Annotated in this window: 17 protein-coding genes and 1 tRNA gene; 12 read left to right on the top strand and 6 right to left on the bottom strand. The window is 70.3% G+C overall.

Annotated elements, in window-relative coordinates; genetic code table 11:
• Window positions 1–150 precede the first annotated feature (150 nt).
• From BY998_RS20515 to BY998_RS20500, 4 genes are read left to right on the top strand one after another with little or no spacing between them, the layout of a single operon-like run.
• On the top strand, window positions 151–1947 hold the full coding sequence (locus BY998_RS20515; protein WP_110353549.1) for a phospholipid carrier-dependent glycosyltransferase: 1797 nt from the start codon (window positions 151–153) through the stop codon (window positions 1945–1947).
• Entirely contained in the window at window positions 1944–2714 is a 771-nt protein-coding gene (locus BY998_RS20510) for a glycosyltransferase family 2 protein (RefSeq protein ID WP_110353548.1), read from the top strand. Before BY998_RS20515 ends, BY998_RS20510 begins: the two co-directional genes overlap by 4 nt.
• 4 nt (window positions 2715–2718) lie before the next feature.
• The gene (locus BY998_RS20505) at window positions 2719–3051 is read left to right on the top strand and encodes a lipid-A-disaccharide synthase N-terminal domain-containing protein (RefSeq protein WP_110353547.1); all 333 of its coding nucleotides are present in this window, start codon (window positions 2719–2721) and stop codon (window positions 3049–3051) included.
• A gap of 16 nt (window positions 3052–3067) precedes the next feature.
• Window positions 3068–3556, top strand: a complete 489-nt coding sequence (locus BY998_RS20500; protein ID WP_245421682.1) for a DUF2721 domain-containing protein — start codon at window positions 3068–3070, stop codon at window positions 3554–3556.
• Window positions 3557–3586: 30 nt separating this feature from the next.
• On the opposite strand, the gene BY998_RS20495 is transcribed toward BY998_RS20500, so the two are convergent.
• Both BY998_RS20495 and BY998_RS20490 read right to left on the bottom strand, forming a co-directional pair.
• Window positions 3587–5983, bottom strand: coding sequence for a response regulator (locus BY998_RS20495; RefSeq protein ID WP_110353586.1), 2397 nt, complete (start codon window positions 5981–5983; stop codon window positions 3587–3589).
• 103 nt (window positions 5984–6086) lie between these two features.
• Entirely contained in the window at window positions 6087–7448 is a 1362-nt protein-coding gene (locus BY998_RS20490) for a pentapeptide repeat-containing protein (RefSeq protein WP_110353585.1), read from the bottom strand.
• Between the two features lie 178 nt (window positions 7449–7626).
• On the opposite strand from BY998_RS20490, the gene BY998_RS20485 reads away from it, so the two are divergent.
• Both BY998_RS20485 and BY998_RS20480 read left to right on the top strand, forming a co-directional pair.
• Window positions 7627–8001 carry a response regulator gene (locus tag BY998_RS20485; RefSeq protein ID WP_110353546.1) on the top strand — a complete coding sequence of 125 codons (375 nt, stop codon included), beginning with the start codon at window positions 7627–7629 and terminating at the stop codon, window positions 7999–8001.
• Between the two features lie 71 nt (window positions 8002–8072).
• Window positions 8073–10013 (top strand): AI-2E family transporter, encoded by a 1941-nt coding sequence (locus BY998_RS20480; RefSeq protein WP_110353545.1) that lies wholly within the window; start codon window positions 8073–8075, stop codon window positions 10011–10013.
• Window positions 10014–10023: 10 nt separating this feature from the next.
• Here BY998_RS20480 and BY998_RS20475 read toward each other — a convergent pair whose 3' ends face one another.
• From BY998_RS20475 to BY998_RS20465, 3 genes are all read right to left on the bottom strand, one after another.
• Window positions 10024–10470 carry a DMT family transporter gene (locus BY998_RS20475; protein WP_110353544.1) on the bottom strand — a complete coding sequence of 149 codons (447 nt, stop codon included), beginning with the start codon at window positions 10468–10470 and terminating at the stop codon, window positions 10024–10026.
• Window positions 10471–10539: 69 nt separating this feature from the next.
• Complete coding sequence (locus BY998_RS20470; protein WP_110353543.1) at window positions 10540–11697, bottom strand: Gfo/Idh/MocA family oxidoreductase; 1158 nt, start codon at window positions 11695–11697, stop codon at window positions 10540–10542.
• A 118-nt stretch (window positions 11698–11815) separates the two neighbouring features.
• Window positions 11816–12310, bottom strand: a complete 495-nt coding sequence (locus tag BY998_RS20465) for a ferritin-like domain-containing protein (protein ID WP_110353542.1) — start codon at window positions 12308–12310, stop codon at window positions 11816–11818.
• 189 nt (window positions 12311–12499) lie between these two features.
• On the opposite strand from BY998_RS20465, the gene BY998_RS20460 reads away from it, so the two are divergent.
• On the top strand, window positions 12500–13681 hold the full coding sequence (locus BY998_RS20460) for a glycosyltransferase family A protein (RefSeq protein WP_245421681.1): 1182 nt from the start codon (window positions 12500–12502) through the stop codon (window positions 13679–13681).
• Window positions 13682–13812: 131 nt separating this feature from the next.
• Here BY998_RS20460 and lipB read toward each other — a convergent pair whose 3' ends face one another.
• Complete coding sequence (gene lipB / locus BY998_RS20455) at window positions 13813–14505, bottom strand: lipoyl(octanoyl) transferase LipB (protein WP_110353583.1); 693 nt, start codon at window positions 14503–14505, stop codon at window positions 13813–13815.
• Window positions 14506–14604: 99 nt separating this feature from the next.
• Here lipB and BY998_RS20450 point away from each other — a divergent pair, with 99 nt between their 5' ends.
• The 5 genes from BY998_RS20450 to BY998_RS20430 all read left to right on the top strand — a co-directional run.
• Window positions 14605–14907, top strand: a complete 303-nt coding sequence (locus BY998_RS20450) for a FliM/FliN family flagellar motor switch protein (protein ID WP_110353541.1) — start codon at window positions 14605–14607, stop codon at window positions 14905–14907.
• Between the two features lie 124 nt (window positions 14908–15031).
• Window positions 15032–15116: transfer RNA gene (locus tag BY998_RS20445), tRNA-Leu, on the top strand.
• A gap of 629 nt (window positions 15117–15745) precedes the next feature.
• Window positions 15746–16258, top strand: coding sequence for a DUF3060 domain-containing protein (locus BY998_RS20440; RefSeq protein ID WP_110353540.1), 513 nt, complete (start codon window positions 15746–15748; stop codon window positions 16256–16258).
• Window positions 16259–16371: 113 nt separating this feature from the next.
• Window positions 16372–16644 (top strand): hypothetical protein, encoded by a 273-nt coding sequence (locus tag BY998_RS20435; RefSeq protein ID WP_110353539.1) that lies wholly within the window; start codon window positions 16372–16374, stop codon window positions 16642–16644.
• A 969-nt stretch (window positions 16645–17613) separates the two neighbouring features.
• Window positions 17614–18155, top strand: a 542-nt coding sequence (locus BY998_RS20430) for a Hint domain-containing protein (protein WP_181425578.1), incomplete at its 3' end; no start/stop codon positions are given.

Here is an 18155-nt window from a genome sequence, read left to right as displayed (position 1 = left end):
CCGGTCCATCGCCACCTTTCCCGCCCGCTCTTTCGCCGAACCGGCAATGACCTTAAGCGGAGGGCGCTTTCCCAGGTCCGCGCCCGAGCCGCCGATGCCCGTTCCTCTTCCCCCGCGCCGGACCGCGATCGTCGCGGGCATTGCCCGGCCATGACGAGCCTCAGTTTCGGCCCGACCGCTCCTGCGGCAGCGGATGCGTCCAGCTCTGTTGTCGGACCTCTTGCCGGCCCGCTGCGCCTCGCGGACCGCGTGCTGTCCTTCGCGGCGGCGAGCCATGCCCGGGCCTGCCTCCTGCTCCTGTTGATCGGGCTCGCCTGCTTCCTGCCGGGCTTCGCCTCGCTGCAGCCGATGGACCGGGACGAGCCGCGCTTCGCCCAGGCCTCCAAGCAGATGCTGGAGACGGGCGACCTCGTCGACATCCGCTTCCAAGGAGAGGCGCGCCACAAGAAGCCCGTCGGCATCTACTGGGCGCAGGCCGCCGCCGTCGCGGCGGGCGAGGCGCTCGGCGTGCCGGATGCGCGCAGGACCATCGCGCTCTATCGCATCCCCTCGCTGCTCGGCGCGCTGGCGGCGATCCTGCTGACCTACTGGGCCGCCCTGGCCTTCCTGGAGCGGCGCGGCGCGTGGCTTGCCGCCGCGCTGTTTGCCGCCTGCATCATGCTCTCGGCGGAGGCGCGGCTCGCCAAGACCGACGCGCTGCTGACCGCCTGCGCGGTGGCCGCGTTCGGCGCGCTGGCCCGCGCCTGGCTCGGACGCGCCCGGCTGGAGCGGCGCCGGGGCCCGGCCTCGCTCGGGACCGCGCTGATCTTCTGGCTCGGCCTCGCGCTCGGCATCCTCGTGAAGGGGCCCATGGTGCCGCTCTTCGCCGGGCTTGCCGCCCTCGTCCTCTCGATCCGCGAGGGCTCGGCCCGCTGGCTGCTCGACCTGCGCCCGCGCCTCGGCCTCGGCCTCACCCTGCTCGTCGTGGCGCCGTGGTTCCTGGCGATCGCCTGGAAGAGCGGCGGCGCCTTCTTCGGCGAGGCCGTCGGGCGCGACATGCTGGGCAAGGTCGGCTCCGGGGCCGAGAAGCACTGGGGCCCGCCCGGCGCCTACGCGCTCGCCTTCTTCGCCACCTTCTGGCCCGGGGCGGCCTTCGCGGCGCTCAGCATCCCCTTCGCCTGGGCGCGGCGGAGCGAGGATGCGGTGGCGCTGCTCATCGCCTGGATCGTGCCGATGTGGCTGATCTTCGAGGCGGTGCCGACCAAGCTCCCCCATTACGTCCTGCCCCTGATGCCGGCGGTGGCGATCCTCACCGTGCTGGCGCTCACCCGCGGCGGGCTCGATCTGCGCCGGAAGGGCGCGCGCTGGGTCGCGGGGCTCGTGGTGCTGATTCCGGTCGGGCTCACCCTCGGCCTGAGCTTCGCCGCGTGGCGGCTCGATCACGTGCTGCCGCTGGCCGCCCTGCCGCTGCTGCTGGCGGCTTGCGCCCTGGCCGTCCTCGCCTGGATCGCCTTGTCCCGCAGGGCCGGGGAGGGGGCGCAGGAGGGCGCGCTGACCCTCGCCGTCGCCGCCTCTGTGCTGCTCTCGGGCGCCGTGTTCGGCCTGACCCAGCCGGTGCTGCAGAGCCTCAAGGTCTCGCCGCGGCTGGCCGCGTTGCGCGACGCCCTGCCCTGCGAGGCCCCCCGCGTCGCGAGCCTTGGGCTCCGCGAGCCGAGCCTCGTCTTCACCATCGGCACGGATCTGGCCATGCTGAATTCCGGCGCGGAGGCAGTCGAATTCCTGCGCCGAGGGGGCCGCGAAGACGGCTGCCGCCTCGTCCTGGTCGAGGACCGGTTCGCAGCCGATTTTGCCGCCGCGCAAGGGAGGCAGCCCGCCGCGGCCGCCGGCCGGGTCACCGGGTTCAACATCAATGGCGGCAAGCCGGTCGGGGTCTCGGCCTATGCCGCGCTGCCGGGTGCCGCACCATGAGCCTGACGATGCAATCCGATCCGCCGCGCCTCAGCGTCGTGGTGCCGGTGAAGAACGAGGCCGGCAACATCGAGGCGCTGGTCGCCGAGATCGGCAATTCCTGCGCCGGTCTCGCGCCCTTCGAGGTCATCTACGTCGATGACGGCTCGACGGACGCCACCCTCGCCACCCTCCGGGCGCTGCAGGCCAGGAATCCCTGGCTCCGGGTGGTGCGCCATGCCGGCAGCGGCGGCCAGAGCGGGGCGGTGCGCAGCGGCGTGCTGCGCGCCCGCGCGCCGGTCGTCGCGACGCTGGACGGCGACGGCCAGAACGACCCGTCCTTCATCCCGATCCTCTACGCCGCCCTCGATCAGGGCGGCCCGGATGTGGGTCTCGCGCAGGGCCAGCGGATCGGCCGCAAGGGCGCCTGGAAGCAGTTCCAGTCGCGCATCGCCAACGGCGTGCGCGGAAAGATCCTGAAGGACGCCACCCGCGACACCGGCTGCGGCCTCAAGGTGTTCCGCCGCGAGGTCTACCTCGCTTTGCCCTATTTCGACGCGCTGCACCGCTTCATGCCGGCGCTCGTCACCCGCGAGGGCTTCGGCGTGGTCCACCGCGACGTGGTGGACCGGCCGCGCTTCACCGGCCGCTCGAATTACGGGATGTTCGACCGGCTCTGGGTCGGCATCCTCGATCTCGCCGGCGTCTGGTGGCTGATCCGGCGGCGGCGGCCGGCCCCGCGCGCCGAGGAAGTGGGCGGATCCCCGAGACAGAGCGAGGGCGCCTAGAGCCATGCTGATCCAGCTCGCCGAGGACCTGCCGGCCTATTTCTACGACGTGTTCGTCACCCGCTTCGATTTCTGGCTGGTGTTCGGCATCGGCGCGCAGCTCGTGTTCGGCTCGCGCTTCATCCTGCAATGGATCGCCAGCGAGCGGGCCGGCAAGAGCGTGATGCCGCTCTCGTTCTGGTTCCTGTCGATCCTGGGCGGGCTGATGACCCTGGTCTACGGCTTCGTGCGCCGGGAGCCGGTGATCATCATCGGCCAGGGCCTCTCGACCGTGATCTACCTGCGCAACCTCGCCCTGATCTTCAAAGAGCGGCGGCGCGCCCGCGCCAAGGCCTGAGGACTCGGCGCGGCACATGTTTCCGAACGGCATGTTTCCGAACGGATCGGGCGCGGGCGACCCCGAGAGCATCGCCCACATCATCCAGGTGGCGCTCGCCCCGGCCTTCCTGCTTTCGGCGCTGGCGACCCTGCTCAACGTGTTCTCGACCCGCCTCGGCCGCGTCGCCGACAAGGTCGATGCCCTCTCCGCCGGGCTGTCGGGGGCGGATGAAGAGGCGCGGGCGACCCTGCAGCTGCGCCTCGCCTACCTGCGGCGGCGCTCGCTCCTGCTCGACGGCGCCGTGGTGCTGGCGAGCCTCGGCGGCGTGATGACGGGGGCGGCGGTGCTGACCCTGTTCGTCGGCGCGCTCCGGGATGCCTCCGCGGCCTCGGTGCTGTTCGCCTGCTTCGGCCTCGCGCTCGGCTGCACCATCCTGGCGATCCTGGCCTTCCTCGCCGAGATCCTGCTCGCGGGCCGGGGCGTGCGCCTGGAAGTGGAGCGCAAGCAGGACCGCGCGGGCTGAATCGCTCCGGTCCCCGCCGCCGCGCAGAGGTCAGGGCGACAGCTTCTCGATCAGCCCCTGGATCTTCCCCGGCAAGGGGCCGCCCTCCTGCCGGGCGTAGAGGTCGCGCAGCTGCCGGCCGATCTCGGACAAGCTCATCGAGCCCTTGATGATGAGCCGGTCGGCCTGGGCGCCCAGGCTCTCCTTCTCCGAGGGCGTGATCTCCTTGGCGGTGAGCACCACCACGGGGATGCTGTCGCCGTCCGGGCGCCCGCGCAGCGCCCGCAGGAAGGCGAAGCCGTCCATCACCGGCATCATCAGGTCGAGCAGGATCAGGCTGGGACGTTCCGCGTCGAGGCTCTCCAGGGCGGCGGCGCCGTTCTCGGCCTCGCGCACCTGCCAGCCGTCGCGCTCCAGCGTACGGCGCACCCGCTCGCGGGCATCCGCGTCGTCGTCGACCACGAGCACGTTGCCCTCGCGGTCCACGGGGCGGTAGCGCTCCATCGCGTCCTTGAGGGCGCCCCAGTCGATCGGCTTGACGATGTAGTCGGTGGCGCCGAGCACGTGGGCGAGGCTGAACTCGTTGACGACGCTGGTGATGATGACCGGCGTCTCGGCGATCTCGGGATCGGTGCGGATCGCGTGCAGCACCGCCCAGCCGTCCATGCGCGGCATCTCGATGTCGAGCAGGATCGCCCGGGGCTTCAGGGCGCGGGCGAGCGTCAGCCCGGCCCGCCCGTCATTGGCGGTGCGCACGCGAAAGCCCTCGCGCTCGAGGAAGCGCTGGAGCAGGTCGCGGGCGGCCGGGTCGTCGTCGACGAGCAGCACCACGTCGTGCAGGTGCGCCTCGCCGTCGGTGATCTCCTGGACGCGGGCGGCGACGCTTTCCGCCTCCACCTCCTCCTCGTGGGCGTCGATCTCGGCGGGCAGGCGGATCGTGAAGGTCGCGCCCTTCCCGAAGGTGCTCTCGACGCCGATCGTGCCGCCCATGCGCTCGATGAAGGCGCGGGTGATGGCGAGCCCGAGGCCGGTGCCGCCGAACTGGCGCGTGGTCGATTCGTCGGCCTGCGAGAAGCGCTCGAACAGCCGGCCGATCTGCTCCTCGGTCAGGCCGATGCCGGTATCAGAGACGGAAAAGCGCAGCCAGTCGGCCCCGTCCTGCCGTTCGCGCCGGACCGTGAGCGTGATCTCGCCCTCTTCCGAGAACTTGGCCGCGTTGCCGATCAGGTTGATCAGCGATTGGCGCAGCTTCAGCTGATCCTGATGCATCGCGCCCAGATCGCCGTCGTGGTCGAGGCGGAAGCGGTTGCGCTTCTTCGTGATCAGGCTCTGCGTCGCGGCGGTGACATCCTCGATCAGCGTGGCCACGTCGAAGGTCTCGGCCGCCAGCGTCAGGCGTCCGGCCTCGATCTTGGAGATGTCGAGCACGTCGTTGATGAGGCCGAGCAGGTGGCGGGCGGCCGACTCGATCTTGCGCAGGTCGGGCAGCAGCTCGGCCTGGCCCAGATCCTCCAGCTCCTCGCCGAGCATCTCGGAATAGCCGATCACCGCGGAGAGCGGCGTGCGCAGCTCGTGGCTCATATTGGCCAGGAACTGGCTTTTCGCGAGGTTGGCGGCCTCGGCCGCCGCGCGGGCCCGCTCGATCTCGGCCTCCGCCTCCTTGCGCGCGGTGATGTCGATGTTGAGCCCGACCCATTCGCGGATCGTGCCGTCCTCGGCGAGCACGGGCACGCCGCGCACCTCCATGTCGCGCCAGACGCCGTCGTGGCGGCGCAGGCGGTACTCGACCTCGAAGACCTTCACCCGCTCGACGCATTCGGCCCAGATCTCGGCGACCCGCGCCCGGTCGTCGGGATGGATCGCGTCGATCCAGCCCCAGCCCTGGTAGGCCTCGTCGCTCTGGCCGGTATAGGCGGCCCAGCGCGGCTGGGGCGGCATCAGCTCGCCCTGCGCCGTCGTGCTCCAGATCACCGCCGCCGACGCATCGACCAGCGCCCGGAAGCGCTGCTCGGAATGGCCGAGCGCGTCCTGGGCGAGACGCGTCTCGGTCACGTCGGTGTTGGTGCCGTACCAGCGCACCACGACGCCCTCCGCGTTGCGGACCGGCTCGGCCATCGACAGGAACCAGCGATACCCGCCGTCCCGGCCCCGCAGGGGGAAGGTGTCCTGCCACGACTCGCCCGCCGCGATGCAGGCGGAAAAGCGCTTGGCCGCGCGTTCGAGGTGATCAGGATGGTGCAGCTTGCGCCAGCCGTGATCGGCCATCTCGGCGGGCATGGTGCCGGTGTAGTCGTACCAGCGGCGATTGTACCAGACGATGTTGCCGTCGGCCTCCGCGATCCAGGCGAGTTGCGGCAGCGCGTCGGCGAGGTTGCGGAAATCCGCCATGGTCGGCCCGGAGGCCGGCACCTTCCCGTCCTGTACGGTCACGGTGATGTCTCCCGTCATGGCAAGGTCGATGGCAAGATCGATAGCAAGGTCGATGGCATCGTGGTGATGGCGTTCCACCCGACCGGTGTGGCCGGCTTTCGGGCGGATGCGAAATCACAAGTCAGCGGCGCAGGCGGTTGCCGAGGACGAAGCCGAACAGCCCCATCAGCACGATGCCCGCCGCCCCCTGAAGCCCGACCAGCAGGTTGGTGACCCGGCCCAGCGGCTTCACGCCGATCTCCGGCGGGTTGGCGGTCATCATGTTGAGCGCGCTGTAGCTCACGAGGTCGAGCGGATTGTAGGTCGGCACGTTCTCGCCCTCGTGGAAGAGCCCGCCGGTCGCCCCGTAGGCCCCCGCGAACAGGAAGATGCCGATGAGGAAGGCCCGGGCGATCCGCGACAGGCTCTCGCCGTAATCGCACAGCCACTCGACGAAGCGGTCGGCGATCCAGCGATATCCGTGACCGAGCGTTCCCCGAAGATCGCGGCCGGACAGGGCCTCGCGGGCGCGCACGCCGGCGTGGCGGCGGCCCATGCGGCGCCCGCGCTTGTAGGCCCAGCTCGCCCCCTCGGGGCTGCCGATGCTCTGGAGGTTGCGCTCCAGCGCGAGGTAGCTCGCCTGCGCCGCCTCGTACTCGCCCGCGATCTCCTCGCCGACCGCCCCGCCGATCTGCTCGACCGAGAGGCGCACGCCCTCCAGCCACGCGCCCGCGAAGCGCGCGTGACGAAGCTTGCACGAGGTCAGGTCGAGCCGCACGAGGCTGGTGCGGGAGAAGTCGGCCCCCGACAGGTCGGCCCCGTCGAGCCGTGCGCCGGTGAAGGTGGCGCCGCGCAGCCGCGAGCCGACGAGCCGCGCCTTCTTCAGGCTCGCGCCCTCGAAATCCGCGCCGGTCAGGTTGCAGTCGGAGAGGTTCGCCTCGTCGAGCCGGGCCCGGCGGAACACGGAATCGTCGGCATCCGCGCCCGTGAAGTCGGTGCCCCAGAGGTCGGCGCCCTCGAAGCGGGCGCCGTCGAGCAGCGCCTTGTCGAGCCGGGCGAAGCGCATGGTCGCGCCGGAGAAGTCGGCATCCTCCAGCATCGCCTCGCGGAAGGCGGCCTGCCCGCCGGTGATCCCGGCAAAGCGCGCCCCGCTGAGGTCGGCGCCGGAGAAATCCGCCTCTTCCAGGCAGGCCCCCTCGAACCGGGCCGAGCGGGCGAGCGCCCCGGCGAGCGAGGCGCGCCGCAGGTTGGCTCCCGACAGGTCCGTCTCCTCGAGCCGCCCGTCGGCAAGGTCGGCCCGGGCCAGATCGAGCCCACCCGCCTCTTGCGCCCACCAGCGCGGGGGCGCCTGCGCGTCGATCCGCCGGCCCAAAGCCATGCGGCCGAGGTCGAGCCCGGCCAACTCGTCGCGCTCGCGCAGCGAGAAGGGCGCGTCGCGCTCCGCGAGGCGCACGAGCAGATCCGCGACGCGCGGATCACCCGGCTCCGCATCGCCATGTTGCACCGCACCGCCCCGCGCCATATCGAACTCCCGCTTCCCTTAAGCCGCTGCGCCCGAGCGAGACAAGGCGCGCCGATCGTTTCGGGAGAGCGCAGCGTTTGCGGCGGAGCCGATGCCACCGCAACGGCTTTCCGCGCGTTAGGTCGCGGAGCGCGTGTCGGCGCGAGGAAGAGGTTCGGGCGTGTCGGGAAAAATCCTGCTGGTGGAAGACCACGAGGAGATCTGGGACTTCCTCTCCCGCCGGCTCAAGCGCCGCGGCTACGAGGTGGTGCTCGCCCACGACGGCGAGGCGGGCGTGCAGCAGGCCCGGGCCGCCCAGCCCGACGTGATCCTGCTCGACATGAACCTGCCGATCCTCGACGGCTGGTCGACGGCCCGGGCACTGAAGGCCGCCGCCGACACCCGCGCCATCCCGATCATCGCGCTGACCGCCCACGCCATGTCGGGCGACCGCGACAAGGCGATCCAGGCGGGCTGCGACGACTACCATCCCAAGCCCATCGATTTTCCCAAGCTGCTCACGCAGATCGGCACGGCGATCGGGGCGGCAGACTGAGTGCCGCCCGGCCCGGCCCGTTTCCCCCTCGATGCCTCACCTGAACGGGCCGCGCTGCCCATGAGGACGCCATGACCACCGATCCGGTCACCACGCGGCTCCTGCGCCAAGCGCTGCCGGTGGCGACGACGCTCGCCTCGCTGCTGCTCGTGGTGACGCTCGCGAGCGCGCTCTATTTCGGCCGCGACATCCTCGTGCCGGTGGCGCTCGCCATTCTCCTGAGCTTCGTCCTGCTGCCCGCCGTGCGCGCCCTGCGGCGGCTGCGGGTGCCGCGGGCGGCGGCCGTGCTCCTCGTGGTGCTGCTCGCCTTCGGCATGCTCGGGGCGGTGGGCAGCCTGATCGCCCGCGAGGCGGCGCAGCTGGCCTCCGACCTGCCGCGCTACTCGCTGACGCTGCGCGACAAGATCACGGCGCTGCGCACGGCCACGGCCGAGCGGGGCGGGCTCTCGGATACCTTTTCCGGCTTCTTCGACATGGCCGAGGAGGTCGGCAAGGAGCTGCAACCCCCCGTCGCCAAGACGGACACCGACACGCCGCTCGGCACGGCGGACCGGCCGATGCAGGTCGAGATCCACGCCCCCCGCTCCGGACTCCTGAAGACGCTCGGCAGCGTGGCCGGCGGGGTGCTGCATCCCCTGGCCACGCTCGGCCTGATCCTGCTGTTCACGATCTTCATCCTGCTGCAGCGCGAGGATCTGCGGAATCGGGCGATCCGGCTCGCGGGATCGAGCGACCTGCGCCGCACCACCGCGGCGATCGACGACGCCACGAGCCGTCTGAGCCGGTTCTTCGTCGCTCAGCTCATCCTCAACGTGGCCTTCGGCCTCGTGATCGGCGTCGGCCTCTGGTTCATCGGCGTGCCGAGCCCGATCCTATTCGGCGTCATCGCCGGCATCACCCGGTTCGTGCCCTATGTCGGCGCGGTCATCTCGGCGGTGCTGCCGCTCGCCATCGCGGTCGCAGTCGATCCCGGCTGGTCGATGGCGATCCAGGTCGCGATCCTGTTCGCGATCGTCGAGCCGATCGCCGGCCACGTGGTCGAGCCGCTGCTCTACGGCCACTCCACCGGCATCTCGCCGGTGGCGGTGATCCTGGCGGCGACGATCTGGACCTTCCTCTGGGGGCCGATCGGCCTCCTGCTCGCCACCCCGCTCACCGTCTGCCTCGTGGTGCTCGGGCGCCACGTCGAGCGGCTCTGGTTCCTCGACGTGATCCTCGGCGACCGGCCCGCGCTCGGGCCGCAGGAGATCTTCTATCAGCGCATGCTCGCGGGCGATCCGGCCGAGGCCATCGATCAGGGCCGGCTGTTCCTGAAGGAGCGGGCGCTCGTCACCTATTACGACGAGGTCGTGCTGCCGGGCCTGCGCATGGCGCAGGAGGATGCGGCCCGCGGCATGCTCGACCGGGAGCGGCAGGGCGAGGTCGGCGCGGGCTTCCGCGCCGTGGTCGAGGCGCTGGGACAGGCGCGCAAGCGCGGCATGCCGCGGCGCTCGCGCAAACCCGTCGGCGCCGAGGCCGAGGCCGCCTTCGCGGCGGTGGGCCCGGACCGGCGGACGGCAGGGATCGTACTGGGGTCGGAGGATCTCGCCCCCGCCTGGCGCGGTGAGACGCCGGTTCTGTGCGTGGCGAGCGGCGGCGCCTTCGACGAGGCGGCGACCCTGATGCTGGCCCAGACGCTCTCCCGCCACGGGCTCGGCGCGCGGGTGGCGGGAAGCGATGTGCTGCGCGAGGGCCTTCCCGAAGGAGAGCGGCCGGCGATGATCTGCTTCTCCTACCTCGACCCGATCAGCCTCTCGCAGATCCGCCTCACCATCCGCCGCGCGCGCAAGGCGGTGCCGGGGGTGACGATCCTCGTCGGCTTCTGGCGCGAGCGTGACCCGGCCTCCCTCGGCCGCCTGCGCCGGGCGACCGCCGCCGACCTGCTCGTGACCTCGCTCAGCGACGCCCTCGACGGGGCCCTGGGGCGGGCGAAGGCCGCGAAGGCCGCTCCGGTGCTGCGGGCGGCCGAGTAGCCGCCCCGCCTCAGAACAGGGCCACCAGCGCCACGCCCGCGATCATCAGTGCTCCGCCGGCGAGGCGCGCGGGGCTGGCGGCGTGAACGCGAAATCCCTGGAGACCGAAATGGTCGAGGGCGATCGAGGTGATGACGCCCGCGGTCACGAGGAGGCCGAGGAAGGCCGCGGCGCCGATGCGCTGGGCGACGAAGAGCTGAGAAAGGATCACCCCGGCCCCGAGCGCCCCGCCGCCCCAGGCCCACCAGGGCGTCGCGGCCACCTGCTGCAGGCTCGGCAGGTGCAGCCGGCCGCTCGCCAAGCCGATGGCCAGCATGGTGGAGGTGCCGACCAGCATCGAGACGAGACCCGCGGCGAAAGGCTGATCGCCGAAGGATTTGGCGAGCTGCGTGCTCTGGCCCGGCTGGACCGCGTTGGCGATGCCCGCGAGCAGGGCGATGCCGTAGAGGAAGATCATCGGTGGGAACCTCGGAGCGTGGCGGGGGAGGCGAGTCCGAGGTGGAGGACGCCCGATGGTGTGGCGGGCTCAGTTCTTCGGCACCTTCTCCTTGCCCTTGCCGGGGTTGGAGGTGTTCACGAGTTCCGGTGCGGCTTGCGCCGACAGGGTCTGCTTCTGCGCCGCGGTGTCGATGCGCCGCGCGCGGGTGAACGGCTCCAGCCGCACCGGACCACCGCTCTCCAGGGCCTTCAAGATGCCCTCGATCACCCGCACGTCGGCATAGCCCTCCTCGCCGTCCGGCTCAGGGTCCGTGCCGTTCAGGATGCAATCCGAAAAGTATTTCAGCTCGCCGCCGAAATGGTCGGTGTTCTTGAAGCTCTCGTGGCTCTTGCTTTCGCCGAGCGTCACCGTGCGCTCCAGGGGCTTGCCGTACATGTAGGCCGGATTGAGCTCGACACTGCCCTTGGTGCCCACCACCGCGTAGGTGTCGAGCACGTTGCCGCAATAGGACAGCACGAACTGCGCGAGGCGGTTGCCGGGAAAGCGCAGGGTGACGGCGACGGTGTCGTCGAAATCGCCGAGACCCGCCTCAGGGTGGCGCACGCCGACCGCCGAGACCACCTCGGTCGGCTCGTCGCCGAAGAGCATGCGGGCGGCGTTGATCGGGTAAGGGCCCATGTCGAAGATCGGGCCCGCCGCGACGCCGCTCTTGGCCCGGTGGTTCTCAGGGGAGACCATCTGCGTGAAGGTCGAGGTGAAGGTCAGGATCTCGCCGAGATCGCCCGAGCGGATCAGATCGATGGTGGCGAGCGTCGCCGGCTCGGAATGCAGCCGGTAGGCGGTCATCAGCTTGGCCGAGGAGCCGGCCTGGGCCGCCATGATCTCCCGGCATTTTTCGCCTGAAATTTCGAGCGGCTTTTCCGCCAGCACGTGGATGCCGGCCCTGAGCGCCGGCACGGCGAATTCCGCATGGCGCCAGTTCGGCGTGGCGAGGTAGATCGCGTCGATCTTGCCCGAGGCCAGGAGGTCGCCGAACTGCTCGTAGCCGTAGGTGTCGGTGACGCCGTATCGCTCGCCCACCCGGCGCGCCTTCTCGGGATCGCCCGTGACGAAGGCCGTGACCTCGGAATTGCCGGTATGCGCCACCCCCGGCAGCATAGCCTCCTGCGCGATATCGCCGAGCGCCACGAAGGCGTAGCGGACCTTCTTGCCCGATGTCAGGCCGAGTGCGGACAGGACGCTCATGCGAACATCTCCTGGAAGCGCGAGCGCGCGGCCCGCATCAATCGACCCGGGTCGTCGCGGAGGATTGGAAGGGGAGGCTGGTTGGCGGCGCATCGGTTGCCCGATGCGCCGGCCCCGCTCAGGCGGCGGCGCGCTCGGCGCTCTCGGCCAGCCGGCTGGCGACCTCGTCGACCCGGTAGATTTCGGAGACGGCGCTCTTGAGCCGGTTCTCCTGATCCGTCTTTCCGAGCGCCTTGGCGTAGGCCGCGGCCGAGCCGAAGCCGGCGAGCCCGTAATGCGACATGCGCTGGTACTGCGCGATGATCTGCACGTCGCGGAGGCGCCCGTCGCTCGGCGCCTCCTTGATGCCGTGCTTGAGCGCCTCGGCCACGAGGCCCTCCATGCCCTTGCAATGCTCGGGCGAGGTCTGGCCGCCGTTCTCCTCGATGAGACTTTTCAGAACGTCGGTGTGCTTGGCGATGCCGCCGACGGAATCCTTCAGCATCTGCTTCAACTTGGGGTCGCTGGCCTGCTCGCTGAGCTGCTGCACGGCACGCGTCATCTGGTCGTTGGCCGACCAAAGGTCCTTCATCTCGTCGAGATAGACGTCCTTGAGGCTGTCGGGTGCCGACATGGGACTCTCCTTTGGGTGACGGGCCGATTGCGGGATGCCCGGGAAACCGGGGGCCGCCGGCCCTGTTCCGTAGCCCGGGACCATCAGCCGCGGTTCATCGAGCGTGGCTTAGACGACGAGCCTCACGCCGCGCGGGCGCCGATTCCGGCCCGTCCGGCGCTCCTGCTCGGCCTTCCCCGGAGCCCGTCCGTGCCGCCCGTTTCCCTCGACCCCGTGCCGCCGGGGACCGCGTGTCCCGACACTGTGATCGCCATACCCGTGCGCAACGAGGCGGAGCGGATCGCCCGCTGCCTGCGGGCGATCGACGCGCAGGCCGGCCTCGCGCCCGGGCGGCTCGGGCTCGTGCTGTTCCTCAACAACTGCACGGACGACACCGCCGGGATCGTCGCTCGCCTCGTGCCGGGGATGTCGATCCCCGTGCGGGTGATCGAGCAGACCTTCGCGGGGGCGCATGCGGGCTGGGCCCGCCGGCGGGCGATGGAGGCGGCCGGCGCGTGGATGGACGAAGCGGCGGTGGCCTCCGGCGCGGCCGGCACGCTCCTGACCACGGATGCCGACAGCCTCGTGCCGCCGGACTGGGTCGCGGCCAACCTCGCCGCCCTGGAGGCGGGGGCGGATGCCGTCGCGGGCCGGGTCGAGCTGATCCCGGAAGAGGCGGCCCTGCTGCCGCCCTCGCTCCCCGCGCGGGGCCGGCTGGAGGACAGCTACGACGCGCTGATCACCGAGATGGAGGCGCGCATCGATCCCGATCCGCACGATCCTTGGCCCTGCCACCGCACCACGATCGGTGCCTCGCTGGCCGTGCGGCTCGATGCCTACCGACAGGTCGGCGGCATGCCGGAGATCCCGCTCGGAGAGGACGGCGCCTTCGTCGGCGCCCTTCTCCAGCAGGGCTTTCGCGTGCGCCACGACCGCGCGGTGCTGGTGCTGATCTCGGCCCGGCTCACCGGCCGGGCCGCGGGCGGCGTCGCCGACACGATCCGCTCCCGCTGCGAGGAGCCCGACGCCCTGTGCGACGCCCGCATGGAGGCGGTGCCCCGCGCGCTCCACCGCTACGCCTGGCGCGCGCGCCTGCGCCGCCTGCACGGGGAGGGGCGGCTCGCCCGCGATCTCGCCTGGGCCCGCCGGCTCGGCATCCCGGAGGCGGAAGCCCTGCGCATCGCCGGCCTGCCGCGGGTCGGCGAGATCGTCGCCGCGGTCGATCGCGCCAGCCCGCGCCTCGCCTACCGCCCGCTGATGCCGCGGCAGCTGCCCGGCCAGATCCGGTTCGCGCGCTTCGTCCTGCCCCTGCTGCGCTTGGGCGTGCGCCTGCGTCGGGCAGCGCCAGCGACGCCGCTCCCGGTCGTGCCGACGGCCACCGCCGACGCGTAAGTCCGGGGATTCCAAAGGAATCATCCCTTTGGCGGGGTGCCGGGGTGGAACCCCGGCCTCCCTTCAACCAGGGCTCCGCCCTGGACCCGCGGAAGGACTCGTCCTTTCGAAACCCCGACTTTGGCGATGTCTTACGGGGCCTCGTCGCGGGTGGGGCCGAAGATCGGCTCGAAGGCGGCGCGCAGCGCCATGTCGGTCTCGGGGAGGCTGACGATGCGGCCGAGATCGGCCAGGCTCGTCACGCCGTGCTGGCGCACGCCGCAGGGCACGATGCCGGAGAAGTGGGTGAGGTCCGGCTCCACGTTGAGGCTGAGGCCGTGCAGGCTCACCCAGCGCCGCACGCGGATGCCGATGGCCGCGATCTTGTCCTCGACGCCGTCACCCTTCTCCGGCCGCCGCACCCAGACCCCGACCCGATCCTCCCGTCGCTCGGCCCGGACGTTGAAGGCGTCCAGCGTCGCGATCAGCCACGCCTCCAGGCTCGCCACATAGGCCCGCAGATCGGGCCGGCGCCGGTTGAGGTCGAGCATCACGTAGGCGATGCGCTGGCCCGGCCCGTGATAGGTGTATTGCCCGCCCCGTCCCGTGCGATGGACGGGGAAGCGGTCCGGCTCGACGAGGTCGGCCTCTCGCGCCGAGGTGCCCGCCGTGTAGAGCGGCGGATGCTCCAGCAACCAGACCAGTTCGTCCGCCTCGCCCCGGGCGATGGCCGCGGCCCGGGCCTCCATCGCGGCCACCGCCTCGTCGTAGGCCACCAGCGCGTCGCTCACGCGCCACGCCACGGGCGGCGCACCGTCCCGCGGCAGGAATGTCGCGGGTGCGATCGAAAGCCGGGAAGCGGGCGCTTCGGAAAGTTCGTTTACCAAGGCTTCACCATCACGCGCGGAAGGTTTTCCGTGGGTTGAAAAACGGAGAGGCCACGCGTGGCGGTCCTGGACGAACTGCAGGTCGATCTCAAGGTCGTGCTGGGCCGCAGCCACATGCCGCTGCACATGCTGCTGCGCATGGGCCGCGGCGCCGTGATCGAACTGGAATCGACCGACACCGACATGGTCGAGATTCTCGCCAACGACCACCCCATCGCCCGCGGGCAGATCGTGGTGACCGGCAACCGCATCTCCGTGGAGGTGACCGAGCTGATCCGCAAGGCCGAGGTGGTGCGCACTCCCGGCGTGACGATCGGCGAGGGCGCCGTGCCGATCCTGGACGACGTGGACGCCGCCTGAAACCCTTTCGGAGGCGGCAAAACGCGAAGAAGCGAATCCGGCGCTTGTGCCCGCCCCGGGCATCTGTTATCCGCTGCGCCGCCCACACAAGACACCGGCCGCACACAGCGGCACGGCGGCAAGGGCGGCCATGGCGGAATTGGTAGACGCGCTAGCTTGAGGTGCTAGTCCCGCGAGGGGTGGAGGTTCGAGTCCTCTTGGCCGCACCAACCTACTTCCTTTTGGAAGTCAAAAGGTTGGTCCTGACGATGGGTCGGTGAAGACCGCGCTTTCACACAGCGGCTTCACACATCGCCCTCATGATAGCCCGACCGTGGAAGCATCCGAAGACGGGGACGCTCTCCTCATGTCACGGTGCGGCTCGTCAGCGTTATTCAAGTATTCCTGCTGATCTAGGACATCGTCGAAGCCCGAAGCCACCGGTCCCTGACGGGGCTTTGGAGCGGTGTTGTGAGGCGTAGCGGAAGCGGCCGGCACGGCTCACCCGGCGACGGATCACGGCCCTCGGCGGCTTGGCCGACCGGGCGTCGGTCCGCGCGATGGCTGATGGGCCGGGGCCGACCGGAGCCTGCGCGGAGGCGCTTCGCCGTCACGCACAAGCTCGCGAAAGCCGCAAGCTCGACAAAGGGGTCGGTCCCTCCGTAGACGCGATGCTCCGCACGGAGTGCGGCTCAGAACTCCGGCAATTCCCGGCGCCGAGAGTCCGCTCCGCAGAATCCCACCTCTGCCTCTCATCAGTGCGCTTCGGAGCCATCGGGAGTGTCCGCAGCGTGACCTTTTGACGTGGCCGGGTCGGTTTGCTCTCTTTCTTATCCCGGCCACTGCCAAGGATGCCTTGATGCCCCGTCTTCTGCCCGTGATCCTCGCGGCCGCGCTGATTCCCCTCGGCATCGCGCGAGCCGATGAACTCACCATCGAAGGGGTCGGGATCAGCCGCGATGTGGATTGTCACGGCAAGGACGTGGGGGTCTACGGCGCGGAGAACGAGATTGCGTTGACGGGCAAATGCGGCCTCATCAGCGTGCACGGCTCGAACCACAAGGTCAGCTTCGAGGAGGGCCGCGCGCTGTCCGTCTCCGGTATCGACAACACGGTGAAGGGCGGCAAAGCCCAGGACGTCACCGTCAGCGTAACGCAGAACACCGTCACGGCGACGCTGGGCGGCGGCACCGCACCCGGCAGGCTGGATACGTCCGGCGCGAACAACCGTGTCTCGCTCGTCCTCGCCGGCCCGACGCGGCTGGCTGTGAACGGTGCGGACCACGTCGTGGAATGGACGCGCAGCGAGGGCGCCCCGAACCCCGAGGTGACGGCATCGGGAGCCAAGAACGTCATCAAGAGAAAGCCGTAGGGCACGGCAGGCGTGAAGGGTTGGCTCTGTCTTACGGCACCATAGCCCCTCTCAGCCGTTGGTCCCTCGAAGCGCGGCGGACTGCCCGCGCGCCAGATCCAGGAGCCAACCTCATGAAGCGGCTATTGCTCGCCTCTGCCCTCGTTCTCACCCCGCTCGCTCTGTCGGCCAGCGCACAGGCCCAAGGCACAGTCCGTGGCGCTGAGCGTGGCGTGGAAGACGGCAACCGCGCAGCCGGCCCGGTGGGCGGCGTCGTGGGTGGTGCCGTCGGAGCCGCAACCGGCACCGTGGGCGGCGTGCTCGGCGTCGATCCTGATCCCCGCCGCGAAGAGCGCATCGAGCGGCGCGAGGAGCGGACGATCGTCCGCGAGCGTCCGGCGCGGTAATCGAAATCGAGAGAGCCGGGAGCGATTGCCGCCCCCGGCTCCATTGAGAATGCCGCCCGGCGGCTTCGAAAGATCCACCGGCGGCCTTGTGCCGACGTGAGGGCTGGCCCCGCTCAGCTTCCCCCGGCAGACCTGTCGCGCGCGAACCTCCACGCTGCAGCAGCGGCCGAGTTCGGTACACGATACACGGCCCCTTGCGGTTACCCAGCGTCGGGGCGATGGCGCTCATGCTCATGCCCTGTTCGGCAAGCGCCCTGATCTTTTCTGAGCGCGCCGGGATGGTCGATTTGCGGCCCTGGTCCGCGCCCTGCGCCATGGCCTTGTCGATGTCCTCGCGCTGGCACCCCCGCATCATCTCCCGATCGAACCGAGCTGCGCCGCCCGCACGCTGAGCGTCAGCTTGGCGGGTGGGCGTCGAGGTGTCCGCGCCTAGGTCCGGAAGTGCAGAGCCACGCACGTCGGCCTCCAGGGGCTCGCTGATCTCGCTCAGTAGACCTCAAGCCGCCCCACCGATTCCGGCGCGTGCCATCGCGGGACCATTCCACCGCCGCGGCACCCGAGTCGTGGGCCTCGTTCCGCAAAATTCCTCAAGTTGCAAAGGCCGCTGTGGATATCCTTCGTGAATTGCATGTAAAGGCGCAGAATAAATTGCCCAACTATCCCGACCGATTTGCCTAAAACACTGAATCTCACGGGTCTGTGATGGATTAAAGTGGCAAATTCGGCACACAGCTTTCCGATCGTGAGACGACTCTAAGTTCCCGGGCCAAGTGCGTGCCCTGATGGATTGTCGAGATCACAAGTTCCCATCATGGCTAGTGCGTGACTGAAGCGAAGGTCGTGGAAGCCAAGTCCCAAGACCGTAGAGCGGCCGGGATTTGAGCACCGACCTTGCAGCTCGTCGCAGGCATACGGCTCGGCGCAAATCATACGAGAGAACGCGCCGGCTTAACTCGGGAGGAAACCGCCATGGCTCTGCCGATTACGTTCAACAACACCATTTACCCGCCCGGCTTCCTCGGAACCGATGATGGCGGTGCATCCGGAAACTTCCAGGTCGATACGGCCTCGACCTATTCCGTCCGCATCACGGGCACCGTCAATGCCGTGGGTGATCCGGTCACGCTGACCTACGGCGCCGATGCTCCGGCCGGCTTTGCCAACACCTCCATTCAGTTGACCTCGACGCAGTTCGATAACTCGGGCCAGATCCTGTTCACGAGCCGGGCCATCCCGCCCGGTGAGACGGCGGTCGGCAACTATCGCTACCTCCTCTCGAACACCCAGGTGGTCGGCTCGAACCCGCCCGCCGGCTCCACCCGGACGCGCTTCCTCGCCGACGACAACGGCGCGGCCGGCGATTACAACGTGCAGGCAGCGCCCTGCTTCACGACCGGCACCCTGATCCGCACCGCGCGGGGCGAGGTCGCGGTCGAGGATCTGCGCGTCGGCGATCTGGCCGTCACCGCCTCGGGCCTGCTGCGTCCGATCACCTGGATCGGCAACCGCGA

The organism is Methylobacterium sp. B4 (assembly GCF_003201865.1).
GTDB lineage: Bacteria > Pseudomonadota > Alphaproteobacteria > Rhizobiales > Beijerinckiaceae > Methylobacterium.
This window is presented reverse-complemented; position numbering and strand designations above follow the sequence as displayed.

Coding starts and splice junctions, on each gene's coding strand:
- BY998_RS20480 (WP_110353545.1), top strand. CDS start 8,073: ATGACCACCGATCCGGTCACCACGCGGCTCCTGCGCCAAGCGCTGCCG.
- BY998_RS20465 (WP_110353542.1), bottom strand. CDS start 12,310: ATGTCGGCACCCGACAGCCTCAAGGACGTCTATCTCGACGAGATGAAG.
- BY998_RS20500 (WP_245421682.1), top strand. CDS start 3,068: ATGTTTCCGAACGGCATGTTTCCGAACGGATCGGGCGCGGGCGACCCC.
- BY998_RS20515 (WP_110353549.1), top strand. CDS start 151: ATGACGAGCCTCAGTTTCGGCCCGACCGCTCCTGCGGCAGCGGATGCG.
- BY998_RS20440 (WP_110353540.1), top strand. CDS start 15,746: ATGCCCCGTCTTCTGCCCGTGATCCTCGCGGCCGCGCTGATTCCCCTC.
- BY998_RS20435 (WP_110353539.1), top strand. CDS start 16,372: ATGAAGCGGCTATTGCTCGCCTCTGCCCTCGTTCTCACCCCGCTCGCT.
- BY998_RS20505 (WP_110353547.1), top strand. CDS start 2,719: ATGCTGATCCAGCTCGCCGAGGACCTGCCGGCCTATTTCTACGACGTG.
- BY998_RS20510 (WP_110353548.1), top strand. CDS start 1,944: ATGAGCCTGACGATGCAATCCGATCCGCCGCGCCTCAGCGTCGTGGTG.
- BY998_RS20470 (WP_110353543.1), bottom strand. CDS start 11,697: ATGAGCGTCCTGTCCGCACTCGGCCTGACATCGGGCAAGAAGGTCCGC.
- BY998_RS20475 (WP_110353544.1), bottom strand. CDS start 10,470: ATGATCTTCCTCTACGGCATCGCCCTGCTCGCGGGCATCGCCAACGCG.
- BY998_RS20495 (WP_110353586.1), bottom strand. CDS start 5,983: ATGACGGGAGACATCACCGTGACCGTACAGGACGGGAAGGTGCCGGCC.